We start from the raw sequence: 12,698 nt of genomic DNA on the forward strand, positions 1-12,698 counted from the left end.
TCGCGATCCAATGCCAAGGGATGCGCAAAGATCGTGCCAACCTCACAAGAAAGGTCCGCGATCACACCTTATCGGCATGTAATTCAACAACTTAGAGGACGAGTGAGGACACGGGTTGTGTGACACGGTGGCACGAATTTAACAATCTGATGCTGGGGTACTGTCTGGTTTACGCCAATTGCGGCGACCTAAAGGGTATGGCGTTTAATTGGCCTCATCACCGGCAGCTTCGAAGAAGTTTCTGCACTGTAGCGGTCGAACGGTCGCATATGTCCTTAAGAGCATTACATAAAGCGTCGAAGGATCGCCTCTGAACAGCGCCTTGAGCTTTGAGAAGGCGTTCTCGATCGATGGTGTTGTCGCAGGTGGGGTGTGTCAAGCGTGGAGTTTGTTGAAGCGACACTGCCGGATGCATGGTTGTCTTGGCGGTCGACATTGGTCGCCCTCGCTCGACGACCCATCGTCACGGCAGCAACTCAAAGCCTTTGGCCGTATCGGAGCGCTTGATGATTTCGATGGCCCACGTGCCGAGATCGGCCAGAGCCTGCGTCAGTTTTTCTCCGGCATACCGCCGTCGGCGAACAGATGGCGCAACCATAGGTAAAGCTGTCGAATGGGGCGATGACGCCGACTGCCCCATCTCTGTCCTGGATGTCGGCCGTATGCACCGTCAGCCCGACCATGTGCCCCTCGGTGTCAGTGATGATATGGCGCTTGCGGCCTTTGATCTTCAACGTCCGTGACCTTTGCCGATTGGCTTCTTTATTCAGCGGCTTGAAGTCAAGCGCCTCCTACCTTTTTTCGCTTTGCCGGCATTGGACGTCTTTCGCGGGGCCTCTTCTCTCCGGGATGGGCGCTCTGGCCCTGCCCTCTATGGGCATTCAGAAGAATGGATGGAACAATCTATCGAGCGCCTTGATTGCCGATGATGGGCAATCAAGCCAAGCCAATCGACGAACTCACCTCATCCTCGTCCCGCGAAGGACAGCTTTTCCACCGGTGGGTGGAACTGGTGTCGTCCCCGTCGGGGGGCGATGTTTATCAATTGTTCAGCCAGCGACCGGCATCATTTCCGTCCTGGTCCAGCGGAACTGTGTGCCTTCGCTCCGGTCGCCACGCTGAGTGGTGTAGCTCGGCGGTGACGAAGCCGCTCTCGAGCGCGCCCTCAACAGCGCTGAAGCGAGCGAGCGGCGTAGCGGCGGTCATCGATTTTCCCCGGTAAGCTCGGGTTGCTGACACGAACCTGATCGAAGGAACCACCGATGACCGACCACATGATGAACCTGCGCACGCTCGTGGAGAAGACCCCCGAGGCCAATATCTTGCGCGAGATAATCGGCTTTGCCGCTGAGCGGCTGATGGAACTGGAGGTGGGCGCCGCCACCGGCGCCGGCTATGGCGAGAAGAACCCGCTGCGCACGGCTCAGCGCAACGGCTATCGCGATCGCGATTGGGAGACGCGGGCCGGCACCGTCGAGCTGCGCATCCCTAAGCTCAGGAAGGGCTCCTACTTTCCGGGCTTCCTCGAACCGCGGCGCATGGCGGAGAAGGCGCTGACCGCCGTCATCCAGGAGGCCTACGTCCAGGGTATCTCGACCCGCTCGGTCGACGACCTGGTCAAGGCGCAACGCGGCCACTTATGTTCGGCAATACACTCTGGCGCCTGGGTGGAGAGCAAACTCGAGAGCGCGCGGTACCGATTGCCGGCGCGATGGTCGCCTGCCGCACACTAGGCCCTGAACCACGTTTCTGCTGGCCGGGCCTTCGGCTGATCACGACGGGCTCCGCAAAACCCGATCTGACGCAGACCTGACCTGTTGCTTTCCTTCCTTTGTCCCATCGAATCGCGATGTCACACCATGCTAGCCGGCCGCTCCCGCTGCTTTGCGACGAGGGAGCTTCAATGTTTAATGGGAGCGCAACGGAAGGGCCAGGCCGAACACCGCGTCGCGGACTCGACAACCCCACGGTAGGTATTGGTTGCAATGGCGTTTCCCCGGATTTGTGGACAAGATTGCTCGGGGAGAAGCTGATTTACGCTCCATCCAATCCGTTCCGCATTGTCCGATGTCCGACGATGTCGGACATGCGAGGTGGCAGTATTTGCGGCATCGCTTTGTTCCTTAGTGAATTTCTCCTTTGGCACGGAACATGCGATGTCATTCGCAAACGCATCAAGGACTGAGGAGACATCGTCCCATGGTCACGCTTCCCGAAAACCCGGCTGCCGCGGATCTCCTCGTTGCAAAACCATTCAAAGATGACGCTCGAGGAGGGCCCGGCAGCATGAAGACGGTTGATTGCGTCCTCCGCTCGGGCGGCGAATATGGTGCAGGGCGTCGAGCTAATACCGCTTCGGCACGGCTGGCCGGGCTGGTGGGCGAAGATGGAGCTGTTTCGCCCGGAGCTCCGCGACGACTGGCTGGTTTTCGATCTGGACACTTCGATTGTCGGCAGTCTCGCGGATATGGCGGCGGTCGAGGATCCGGTGATCATGCGCGACGTTGTCCGGCCCGGCAGCTTGCAAAGCAGCATCATGGCGAACCCACCCTCGATCATCTCTTTCCCGATGTGCAACACAGTTACTAGGGCGTCATGGGACTAGCAAGCGTGGCTCCCTAGGTGAGGCCGGGCCGTTGGATCGGCGGACACGGCCACAAGAATCCCGATCCGACGTTCCGGTTTTGAGGTTTCTCGCGCGGTCGATGAGTGGGCGGCGGCAACAGGCCGGATCATTGAGGCCGATCCAAATTTCGCTTGGTTCGCGAGGGCCGAATGCCAGCACCCAACACGCTTTTGCGATAACGCTATGGAGATAGGGACGTCATGTCAACCAACATTGACCGAAATACTGGTTCAACTGGGCGAAGCATCGTCGGTTCGGCCGAACTGTTCGGGCGCGGGCAGCGCGTCATTACTGGAGGAAATGCTCGTCTGTCTGTGTTCCAGCGTCCTCATCCAATATATATCGCAAGCGGAACAGGGGTTAATATTGTTGATGTTGACGGGAACAACTATCTCGATTTCCTAAATAACTTTACTGCGCTGATCCACGGCCACAGTTTCCGACCTGTACTGGACAGGCTGCATCATCAATTAGAACTTGGCATAAGCTTCAGTGGGCCTACGAAGCTGGAAGTCGAATTTGCCGAACTGCTTTGTCGAAGGGTCTCCTATTTTGACCAGATCCGTTTCATGAACTCAGGGACTGAAGCGGTCATGTATACTATTAAGGCAGCACGTGCCTTGACGGGAAAGCTGAAAATTGCCAAGCTTGAGGGCGCCTTTCATGGGGGGTATGGTCCGATTGAGGTCAGCCTCGATTCCGCTCCGGCGAACTGGGGCCCGCGGTCGGCACCGAATGCCGTGCCCTATTGTGAGGGTACCCCTGAATGGTATACCGCCGACACGGTCGTCTTGCCATTCAACGAGCTCGGAGCAACCCGGGAAATTCTCGAAGGAAACAAAGACAAGCTCGCAGCGGTCATAATAGATGTTCTTCCGCAACGTGCCGGATTGGTACCCATAGACCGCTCCTATCTTGCCTTTCTGCGCGAGTTCACGGCCCGACACGGCATCGTTCTTATCTCTGACGAGGTGATGAGCTTTCGGCTGTCGTATCACGGCGCCATAAGCCGATTCGGGTTCGAGGCGGACCTCTGTGCCTTTGCCAAGATCATTGGTGGCGGCCTGCCAATTGGCGCGGTCGGAGGCCCATCGCAATTCATGCTTGCCTTTGATCCGACGAATGGCAAGCCTCTCGTCCCTCAGTCCGGCACCTTCAGTGCTAATCCGATGTCGATGGCAGCAGGCATTGCCGCGTTGGAATCTCTGTCAGAGCAAAGTTTTCAGAGATTCGATGATTTGGGCGAACATGCCTGCTCTTCGCTGACCGAGATGTTTCGTCGGGAACGCCTGCCATACTCCGTGACGGGCATGGGATCGATGTTCCGTATACACCTGCGGCCTGAAGCTCCCAAAGACTACCGTGAGGCCCACGCAGCGCCCGAGCAGCAAGAAAAAATGGGTATGCTCATTCGGGCTTTACAGGAAAGAGGTGTGATTGTCTCGCCAACCTGCCAACTGTGCCTATCCACGCCGATGTTTACGGACCATATCGACGAAATGGTGACGTCCGTTCGTGAAGCCGCCCAGATGGTCGAAGCAGCGCGATTAGAGAACCTCGGTGGGCAGTAAAGTTCCGGATAATTGACATCGAGAGGTGCGGTAGGCCTTTAGCCGTCGCGTGGGCGATATCAGGTGATGTCCCGAGGCAAACGACAGCGGTCGGAGGGATAAAGCCTAACGGGATGGCAATCAGTTTATTGATGAAGACAGAGGGCCAAAATCTGACGTGGCGACTTGAAGAACTCCGTGATCCCTTCTCGTCGGCGGCTCGTTCAGTTCCTGTCGTCGCGTTCTCCAATGAGCCCTGATATGACGACGACCGGCTGCGGCCCGGCAGCATTGCGCAACAGACTTTTCACGAACTCTTATCGCCACTTTCAAATGCAATACGATAAGCTCGGCAGTGCTCTATAAGCGACTTTTCGAACTTGTGTTCACCGAGATGGGTAGGCAAATGATGATCCGATCGCCACTCGAGGGAGTCAGAGTACTTAGTCTCGCGGAACAGTATCCTGGCCTATATGCGACCATGCTACTGGCAGACCTGGGTGCAAATGTCACTCTTATTGAGAGACCTCACGGCGGTGATCCTGCTCGTAAGTTTAGAAGCCTCTTTTCGGCGCTGACTCGAAATAAAAGAAGCATTGCCCTTGACGTTAAGTCACCTCGTGACGTGACACGCTGTTAGATATGAGTAAAATGGCAGACGTTCTGATCGAGTGCTTTCGCCCTGATGTTATGAAACGCTTGGGGCGGTGGTGGGTGGCATGTAAACCAACCACTGCGGTTCGACTGCTATGAAACGGGATTTGACCTTCCCGCCCCCAAGCTCGGCGAGCACACTCGCGCGATCTGCTATGATGCGATTTGGGTGCTCTGCGGGTCTTGGTCGAGTAGCTTCGGCTGTAGGCTCGGCCCTAGACACGCATATGCGGGCAGGCATGGTCTTCATCGAAGCGCTCGATATGGCGATCGCTGGATGCGAACCCGCGCCAGGCAGGCTGATCATCATTCTGATCGCGCGTGCAATATGCGTGCGATGCCAATTCCGTCTCACAAGCCTTACAGCTCGTTGAAAGAACCAGAGGTCGTAAAATGCTGAACAATTCCGACGCTACCACCAATTTGGAAACAGACAGCGATGTACATCCGTTAAGCGGCATTCAAGTCTTGGCATTTACCCATTATGCCGCCGGCCCAATCGCCGCACAGTATCTGGGCTCCCTCGGCGCAAAAGTTATCAAGATCGAGGCGCCAACGGGTGATTTCCAGCGTGGCGGGATCAAGGAGCCCACGGCTCCCGACGACGCGCCGAGTCCGTATTTCCTGGGCATGAACCGAAACCAGCGGTCGCTATCTATCAACCTCAAGAAGCCGGGAGCCCGATCTGTCATCCGGAAGCTGGTCTCGCAGGCGGATGTGATCCTCGAAAATTTTCGGCCAGGCGTTCTGGAGCGAATGGGTCTTGGTAACAAAGAAATTATCTCCGAGCATCCTGCCATGGTCTATTGCTCTATAGCTGCATACGATCCGGCTGGACCCAGCAAGGATAAGCCGGGTCAAGACTTAATTATTCAGGCTCTTTCAGGTATCGCAAGCCTCGGCGGGCCCGCAGGCGGTCCACCCATCCCAGCGGGTGCCTATGTCGTGGATACCTACACTGCATCGCAAGCCGTGATCGGCATACAGGCGGCTCTGAGGCAGCGTGATCAAACAGGCCGTGGACAATGGGTCCGTGTCGACATGATGTCGTGCGCGTTACACTTGTTGGCTTCGGAATCCACCTATTTTCTAAACGCGCAGACACCGCCAACAAGAGCTCGAAATGGCATCAGCCACGTCTGCCATGGGGCGCCTTATGGTATCTATGCAACTGTTGATGGTGCGGTAGCCCTTGTAGCACACGCGGCATCTTTGCCAGACGTAGCGGCGGCGCTGGGGCTGTCAGATCAAATAGTGCCGTTGCTCGAAGGCAAAGGTGCCTTGACGAACCGTGATCAAATTGCGGAACGCCTGTCAAACAGGATCCGTCAGCTAACTACTGACGAGGTATTTTCAAACCTTTCACCGACGGGCATCTTGCTTGCTCCAGTCCGCAGCGTTGGCGAAGCGCTTGCCGATCCAAGCGTCCGAGACCTCATTCGCGAGGTCAACCACACTTATGGCGGCAGATACCGGGTAGCCGTTGAGCCACTGAAGTTCACAGATTCTCCTCTCATCTTCGATCGTCCGGCGCCTGCGCTGGGAGAGCACTCGATCGAGGTTCTCCGCGATGCCGGAGTCGGCGCAGATGACATAAAAGATTTGATTTCCAACGGAGCGGTTCGGGTAGCCGCGGTTTCTCTAGGTCGGGAGTCGTGATGCGATCCGAGCCAAACAAGACTTAGCGACGTATTCAAATTAGGAGCTGCAGGTCGCGATCTAAACCTCAGCGCATCTCCGAAGCTTCTCCACGGGCGCAGTGTTTGACATCTCCGGCAGACAGGCGAGCTACTGATGAACCTACAAACGAAACGCCTCGTATTGCGCGAATGGAATGACGAGGATCTGGAGCCATTGTCACGTATCAATGACGATCCCAGAGTCGTCAGGTATGTCGCAAAACTTTTGGATCGGGGTGCCGTGGCAGCTTGGATTGCGGACCAACGCGAGCACTTCAAGAAGTACAGTTATGGCCTTTGGGCACTGGAATTACCTAGTGCGGCTAATCTGATTGGCTTCTGTGGCCTTGTCAATGTGCCATATCAAGCGCACTTCACGCCAACGGTTGATATTGAGTGGCGGCTCGATCCGGCCCATTGGGGCCAAGGTTACGCAACTGAAGCAGCCTCGGCTGCGCTTTCATTCGGATTTGGACATCTTGGATTGAACGAAATTGTCGCTAACGCAGCTGTTACCAATTTGGATTCCAGACGCGTTATGGAGCGGTTGGGAATGACCCACAACCCAAAAGATGATTTCGATCACCCGCTCAAAGCTGGAGATGATCCATTGCAGCACCAAGTGCTGTACCGGATCAGGTCTGAGAATTGGCGGAATATTAAGCACGTCCGCCCTGAAGGGATCCGGAATTGATCGAGATAGGGGGACGCCTCACAGCTTCCGGGGGGCCGCTATCGGGGGGCATTGCCCGTCGATGCGCATGTCGAAAGCATGATCACGAAGGGGCAGCCGTGGCGACTCGAACTCTCAGACGACCAAATCAACACCCAGCGGACAGGGATCACACAACCGCACCAGGCGATCAACGAAGGAGGCGTCATGACAACTTCGGTGATCCTACCATCGCCGATGCCGTTCTCGATCGCCTCGTCCACAACGCCTATTGCGTCCGGCTCATGCCGTTCTTCTGATGTTTCAATTGGTGCTTTCCAACGTGATACTGGAGCTTGCAACCGAGCGTGTCCAATTATGGAAAACCGAACTGACTTGAGGCAAGCACATAAGTGCGGAAGGGTGCTTCCGTATCCGCATGGGCCTTGCCGCGGCGCATCGCCGTGCCTGTTGACACCTCCGCAATCCCGATAGAGTTCAGCCATTCTGCGAGCCCGGACTGCTGACGGAGAACTACGCGAACCAACGCTCCGATACGCTGTGAAAAAAGGAAGGATAACAGGCGCCTTGCTTGGTAGGTGCTACATGCGATGACCGGCCCGGCGACTTCGTCACTCCCGTACCGTAGCATTGCAGCATAGCCCACCACCTTCCCCGCATGCCGGATAACGGCAACCACGCCCTTGTTCCAAAGTGTGGATATGAGTGCCCGGCGATCTAGTCCCGTTGCCCTTCGGTCGATTTCGGAAATCTGATCTAGATCATCTCGGGTTGCCCATTCGGCCCCATCTGGGGCGTCCACGCATGCAACTACCCCTCGATGAGTAGGTGCAGCTTCCAACTGGTCAAAACCTAGCTTGCGGTAGAGCGGCTTCCCATCGGATGTTGCTATGAGGCGGCATTCACGTTTGCCCGCTTTTTCTAGGGCGAGTTTCATGAGTTGACCCCCGATCCCCTGGCCGCGCATCTTCTCGTCGACAACCAGAAGGCCGATAGTCGCGACCTCCCCAAAGAACGTCATGCACATCGATCCGACGAGATGATTGTTGATAATAGCCACATAGCCACAGCCCAAGCCCAGAAGCATCGACAAATCATCCTTGCGGTTGGCCCATCCGGCCTGAGCCGCAAGCTCCTGCGTCTCGTCGAGATGTTCGGCTCGAAACTCGGTAAACTCGATCTCGGTGGTCCGCATAGTCTATTTCCCTTTCCATGTAAGGCTTAAGCAGCGCAACAACGGCGATGCCACGCGACCGCGTGGCTCTCGAGAAGGCGGGCGGCGCCCACCTGTGCCAGGTTCTCGGCACACCTGCGTAGACGATCCCATTCTGATCGAGCACCCGACACGCCTCGCGCACACCTTCGAGACCCCAATTAAGTGTGTGGTTGCTCGCGTAGCTCACCAGATTGGAACCTATCGCTTTCAAATCAGGCCCAAGCTCCAGCAGCTGACGGGATAGGCACCGCCGTACTCAGCCTGCGGACCTCCCTTCAACGATTGGACATCGAAGATGTTGGCTTCCATATTGCCAAACGTCACATCAGTGTCACGCAGGATCTCGACGATATCGCCGAAGCCGCGATGGTGACCCTTAGTCACCGGCCGCGTCACGATGAGGTCGCCAACCGCTACGATCGCGAAGCCTTCCAAAACACCTGCAACCGTCGCGCGGTCGCAGACGTCCGCGGCTACCTTGGGACGGGCGAGTTCAAGCGGCGAATTGACCTGCCGCATTTCCCACGTGATACCGGTGAAAACGACGATCCTGGCATCCGGCAGCAGGGTCTGGAGCTCCAGTGCTTGGTTAACAATGAATAAAAGGCTGGCGCGCTCGACGCCTATGGTTCCATATCCGCGCCCAAGGATCGTCTCGTTCGCGAGCTTGATCGGGTTGTCATTGTCGCGGAATGCCACGCAATCAAGGAGCCAACGTATTTCGCAGAAGACCGAAGCGTCGAGTGCACTGATCACTGCAACCGGCTCGTCATCAACGAAGTGAGCAAGGGTTGACACATGGCCGCTATGTACCGGTGACCGCTGAGCGCCAAAATGGTTTGCTCGAACTGGTTGATGATAACAAACACTTGCCGCTCGGCCATGACAGTACGCAGTGCTGCGAGGCGCGCAAGGAATTCTTCCACGAGAAAAAAGAGGGGGAGGAGCAGAGCGTGTATCATGGAGTCGTTTGTATTTTGCCATGGAACGAGTTGCCGTTGTGTTCTGTATGGTAGTCGAAGCGTAAATCGACATCAGTTTTTTCAGCCGTAGTTGCTTAGACCTATGCGGTGAACGTACCATTATCAGCGTCGGCGGTTGCAAAATTTCTGTAATTTAATTTGAAGGGGCTGTTGCAACGGCTGAGGTACGGCGCAACGAGGCTGCCCGGTTGTCGTATCGGAGGATATTTTCGGAAGGCGCTTTTCAATTAGCGGTGGAGGCACCCGGCCTTTCCGAGCAGGTGTCGGCGGGTGGAGCGAGTCAAGGTCAGCGCTGACCGCCATTGGCGGCAGGTCCCTATGAGGCGGCCGGCGACGGTTTATGGCTGGCTGCGGGCATTGCGGGTCGCGTGAGCACCGGTGTGCCAAGCCCGATTGGCTCGAAGTTCAGCCGTTATTTCGGCCGGTCGGCGGATCCGCAGGGGCTGGAGGACGTCGTGCGTTCCAGGTTTATCTGGTGTCACAGGGCATTTCCTGGCCGGCGCTGAACCAGACGGTCTGTGCGTTGCGTTCTTCTACGGCGTGACGCTGGACCGGGCGGAGATCCCGGATCACATCTTCTATGCGACGCACGCCGCTCAAGTTGCCGGCGATCCTGAGGGCTCTGTCGCAAACCTTTCGGTAAGCGGAGCATGGCATGGAACGCTCCTCAGCTATGGAGGAGCACGTGATGTTCAAGGGCCGTCATTTCGACCAGTCGGTGATCCTCCTGTGCGTGCGCTGGTACTTGGCCTACAATCTGAGCCTGCGCGATCTGGAAGAGATGATGGCCGAACGCGGCTTGAAGGTCGACCACTCCACCGTGCATCGCTGGGTCGCTCACTTCTCGCCGCAGCTGCTGGAGCGCTTCAACCGGCGCAAGCGTGCGGTCGGCAGCAAGTGGCATATGGACGAGACGTACATCAAGGTCCGCGGCCAGTAGATGTATCTCTACCGCGCCATCGACAGCCTCGGCGACACCGTCGAATTCTATTTCAGCGAAAACCGTGACCTGGTGGCGGCCAAACGCTTCCTCCGCAAGGCGCTGGCGCGCCATGGCCAGCCGGAGCGCATCGTCATCGACGGCAGCCAGACCAATCACGAGGCAATCCTTTCCTGCGACGCTGAAAGCCGCCTGCGGCAGCGATCGCGGCGACCACTGAAGCCGATCCGCATCCGCACTATTGTGGTTCGCCTGTCGCATTTCCCAAGGCTATGCCACGGTGACAGCGCTTCGCCGCGTGCGGCAGGGAATGGCAGATTCATGCCAGTACGGCAAGACGGCGCAGACCGTCGCGCTCCAGGAAGAGGTCTACTCTCCAGAGGGAAACTTCATCATGGGTCCGGCAATCGGGAGGTTCGGCCGGGTGAATGGACGGCGGCTATGATGCGCTCAGGAGATAGATGGCACGATCCAGGCTAGGCACCTGCGCGGATTTCCTCCCTAAAATGGCGGTCCGGTCCTGGTATCGAGACGCCGTCGCGAGATTTTCGCGGCCGTGGTGGCTTCGCTGTCTGTTGTCCGCAGGGCGAAGCGCATCGCAGATGAGTGAGCACCTGCCTGTGCGAACAGGCATAGCGGGCTCCGCAAAACGGCGGCGGCAAGAAAAGCGCCATCGTTGCGAATTTCGTGCCACCGTCCTGTGCTTCAGCACGATTTTGCGAACTGTCCGCCGTCTTCCGCACGCGCCGTCAGACTGCTCGTCGATATGTCCAGAGCTGTGCGGGCGGGATGTTGCGGACGACGAAATCATAGTGAGATACGACGTAGCGGTCGGGCATTTTGATCACCGGCGACAAAGGTCCGTAGGTGATCTGAATCACAGGTCTGCCAGCAGGAATGCGGGCCAGCAAATCCTCGACCAAGGCAATGCGCTGTTCCATCGGAAAGCTCAACATCGGCACTGCACTTATCACACAGTCGAATTGCTCCCCGCTCCGCTCGGCCAGCACCTCCTCCAGCGCGAACGCATCGCCCAATCGAAAATCCACGCCCGGAAAGGCTCGCGTCAGGCGCTGATAGAAATCCTTGGAATATTCGACCGAAATCAGCTGATGCGGCTTGATGCCTCTTTCCAGGATAGCCTTGGTAATGACGCCAGTTCCTGCGCCAAGTTCAAGAACCGGCATTCCCGATGCCGGGTTAATCACGCTTGCCATCCGGCGCGCGGCATGCACGGACGTTGGCATGAGCGCACCCACTCGTTTCTTATCCTTCTGCCAGCCCTTGAAGAATTGCACTTCCTCTTCGAACTTCCTGCCGAGGCGCTCCTTCAATCGAAAGACCATATCCACTCCCTGGTGCAGTTATTTGTCTGGGTCATTCTGCCGAGGCGCCTTTGTACAAGCCTTGCGACATTTTCAATCATGCTGCATTGGCTGCCGCGAGCACCTCGCCCTTGCGCTGCCTGGGAAGAACCTCGACGTTATCAATAAGCCGCGTCCCGCCGAGCCAGGCGGCGACGATCAGGCGGGCCGGTCGGTCCGCGGCGGAAAGCGGCGACAGGTCCTGGTCTGCTCGTAGCTCGAGATACTCGACTTCCTCGTAACCGGCAGCGAGGATCGCTTGCCTGGCCTCGGCAAGCACAAGCTCTGCCGGCGCTCCCGCCGACAGCCGCTCGGCCGAGGTGGACAGGACTTCGGGGAGCTTTGGCGCTGCCAAGCGCTGTTCGGCCGAGAGCCTGACATTGCGCGACGACATCGCCAGGCCGTCGGCTTCACGTACCGTTGGACATGCTACAATCTCGATCGGAATGTCGAGATCGCGGACGAGCCGGCGAACGACGTGCAGCTGCTGGAAATCCTTCACGCCGAAGAAGGCGAGATCAGCACGCGTCTGGAGAAAGAGCTTGGCGACGACGGTTGCCACGCCGTCGAAATGGCCGGGACGGAACGCGCCGCACAGGCCGTCGCTTACCCTGCTCACCGACACCGTGGTGGCAAAGCCTTCCGGATACATGTCCGCTGCATTTGGCGCGTAGAGCAGATGCGCGCCGAGCGGCGCGAGCTTGGCGGCATCGTCATGCTCGGTGCGCGGGTAGGCCGCGAGATCTGCCGCGTTGTTAAACTGTTTCGGGTTGACGAAGAGCGTCACGATAATCCGGTCGGCCTTGGCGAGCGCGGCACGCACCAGGCTCAGATGACCTTCATGCAAGGCACCCATAGTCGGCACGACAGCGACCTTCAGGCCATTCTTACGCCAAGCCGCGACAGTCGTGCGCAACTCGGCGACGGTTCGTGCGATCGGAATGGTCATGCTCCTTCTCCACCATTGACCGTCCTTGGCGCATCGCCGAATTTTGCGAGGTACTTTCCAACTC

Annotated in this window: 11 protein-coding genes and 4 pseudogenes; 9 read left to right on the top strand and 6 right to left on the bottom strand. The window is 57.6% G+C overall.

Going from position 1 to position 12,698, the window contains the following annotated elements:
• Positions 1-466 precede the first annotated feature (466 nt).
• Positions 467-731 (bottom strand): annotated as a pseudogene (locus tag HNQ71_RS31360) (transposase); the annotation flags it as partial.
• Between the two features lie 531 nt (positions 732-1,262).
• On the opposite strand from HNQ71_RS31360, the pseudogene HNQ71_RS31365 reads away from it, so the two are divergent.
• The 6 genes and pseudogenes from HNQ71_RS31365 to HNQ71_RS31390 form a co-directional block, all read left to right on the top strand.
• Positions 1,263-1,634 (top strand): annotated as a pseudogene (locus HNQ71_RS31365) (transposase); the annotation flags it as partial.
• Positions 1,635-2,326: 692 nt separating this feature from the next.
• Positions 2,327-2,605, top strand: coding sequence for a hypothetical protein (locus HNQ71_RS31370; RefSeq protein WP_184877824.1), 279 nt, complete (start codon positions 2,327-2,329; stop codon positions 2,603-2,605).
• Positions 2,606-2,826: 221 nt separating this feature from the next.
• Positions 2,827-4,197 carry an aspartate aminotransferase family protein gene (locus HNQ71_RS31375; RefSeq protein ID WP_184877826.1) on the top strand — a complete coding sequence of 457 codons (1,371 nt, stop codon included), beginning with the start codon at positions 2,827-2,829 and terminating at the stop codon, positions 4,195-4,197.
• Positions 4,198-4,585: 388 nt separating this feature from the next.
• Entirely contained in the window at positions 4,586-4,816 is a 231-nt protein-coding gene (locus tag HNQ71_RS35915) for a CoA transferase (protein ID WP_425492290.1), read from the top strand.
• Positions 4,817-5,223: 407 nt separating this feature from the next.
• Positions 5,224-6,489, top strand: coding sequence for a CaiB/BaiF CoA transferase family protein (locus HNQ71_RS31385; protein ID WP_184877830.1), 1,266 nt, complete (start codon positions 5,224-5,226; stop codon positions 6,487-6,489).
• A gap of 135 nt (positions 6,490-6,624) precedes the next feature.
• Positions 6,625-7,203: a GNAT family N-acetyltransferase gene (locus tag HNQ71_RS31390; RefSeq protein WP_184877832.1), complete on the top strand. Its 579-nt coding sequence runs from the start codon at positions 6,625-6,627 to the stop codon at positions 7,201-7,203.
• A gap of 334 nt (positions 7,204-7,537) precedes the next feature.
• Here the strand turns inward: HNQ71_RS31390 and HNQ71_RS31395 are convergent, their stop codons facing one another.
• From HNQ71_RS31395 to HNQ71_RS35735, 3 genes are read right to left on the bottom strand one after another with little or no spacing between them, the layout of a single operon-like run.
• Entirely contained in the window at positions 7,538-8,377 is an 840-nt protein-coding gene (locus HNQ71_RS31395) for a GNAT family N-acetyltransferase (RefSeq protein ID WP_184877834.1), read from the bottom strand.
• Positions 8,277-8,585, bottom strand: a complete 309-nt coding sequence (locus tag HNQ71_RS35920) for a CapA family protein (protein WP_425492291.1) — start codon at positions 8,583-8,585, stop codon at positions 8,277-8,279. The genes HNQ71_RS31395 and HNQ71_RS35920 overlap by 101 nt, the downstream gene beginning before the upstream one ends.
• A gap of 20 nt (positions 8,586-8,605) precedes the next feature.
• On the bottom strand, positions 8,606-9,154 hold the full coding sequence (locus tag HNQ71_RS35735; protein WP_343068294.1) for a hypothetical protein: 549 nt from the start codon (positions 9,152-9,154) through the stop codon (positions 8,606-8,608).
• Positions 9,155-9,189: 35 nt separating this feature from the next.
• Between HNQ71_RS35735 and HNQ71_RS31405 the strand changes: the two genes are divergently transcribed.
• From HNQ71_RS31405 to HNQ71_RS31410, 3 genes and pseudogenes are all read left to right on the top strand, one after another.
• The gene (locus HNQ71_RS31405; protein ID WP_184877837.1) at positions 9,190-9,414 is read left to right on the top strand and encodes a hypothetical protein; all 225 of its coding nucleotides are present in this window, start codon (positions 9,190-9,192) and stop codon (positions 9,412-9,414) included.
• Positions 9,415-9,779: 365 nt separating this feature from the next.
• A pseudogene (locus HNQ71_RS35100) lies at positions 9,780-10,003 on the top strand (tyrosine-type recombinase/integrase); the annotation flags it as partial.
• Between the two features lie 66 nt (positions 10,004-10,069).
• A pseudogene (locus HNQ71_RS31410) lies at positions 10,070-10,558 on the top strand (IS6 family transposase); the annotation flags it as partial.
• A gap of 512 nt (positions 10,559-11,070) precedes the next feature.
• On the opposite strand, the gene pmtA reads toward HNQ71_RS31410, so the two are convergent.
• Positions 11,071-11,667 carry a phospholipid N-methyltransferase PmtA gene (pmtA, locus tag HNQ71_RS31415; protein WP_184877839.1) on the bottom strand — a complete coding sequence of 199 codons (597 nt, stop codon included), beginning with the start codon at positions 11,665-11,667 and terminating at the stop codon, positions 11,071-11,073.
• Between the two features lie 76 nt (positions 11,668-11,743).
• Positions 11,744-12,634, bottom strand: a complete 891-nt coding sequence (panC, locus tag HNQ71_RS31420) for a pantoate--beta-alanine ligase (protein WP_184877841.1) — start codon at positions 12,632-12,634, stop codon at positions 11,744-11,746.
• Positions 12,635-12,698: the final 64 nt, after the last annotated feature.

This window comes from Mesorhizobium sangaii (genome assembly GCF_014207355.1).
GTDB lineage: Bacteria > Pseudomonadota > Alphaproteobacteria > Rhizobiales > Rhizobiaceae > Mesorhizobium > Mesorhizobium sangaii.

Coding starts and splice junctions, on each gene's coding strand:
- HNQ71_RS31395 (WP_184877834.1), bottom strand. CDS start 8,377: ATGCGGACCACCGAGATCGAGTTTACCGAGTTTCGAGCCGAACATCTC.
- HNQ71_RS31370 (WP_184877824.1), top strand. CDS start 2,327: ATGGTGCAGGGCGTCGAGCTAATACCGCTTCGGCACGGCTGGCCGGGC.
- panC (WP_184877841.1), bottom strand. CDS start 12,634: ATGACCATTCCGATCGCACGAACCGTCGCCGAGTTGCGCACGACTGTC.
- HNQ71_RS31390 (WP_184877832.1), top strand. CDS start 6,625: ATGAACCTACAAACGAAACGCCTCGTATTGCGCGAATGGAATGACGAG.
- HNQ71_RS31385 (WP_184877830.1), top strand. CDS start 5,224: ATGCTGAACAATTCCGACGCTACCACCAATTTGGAAACAGACAGCGAT.
- pmtA (WP_184877839.1), bottom strand. CDS start 11,667: ATGGTCTTTCGATTGAAGGAGCGCCTCGGCAGGAAGTTCGAAGAGGAA.
- HNQ71_RS31375 (WP_184877826.1), top strand. CDS start 2,827: ATGTCAACCAACATTGACCGAAATACTGGTTCAACTGGGCGAAGCATC.
- HNQ71_RS35915 (WP_425492290.1), top strand. CDS start 4,586: ATGATCCGATCGCCACTCGAGGGAGTCAGAGTACTTAGTCTCGCGGAA.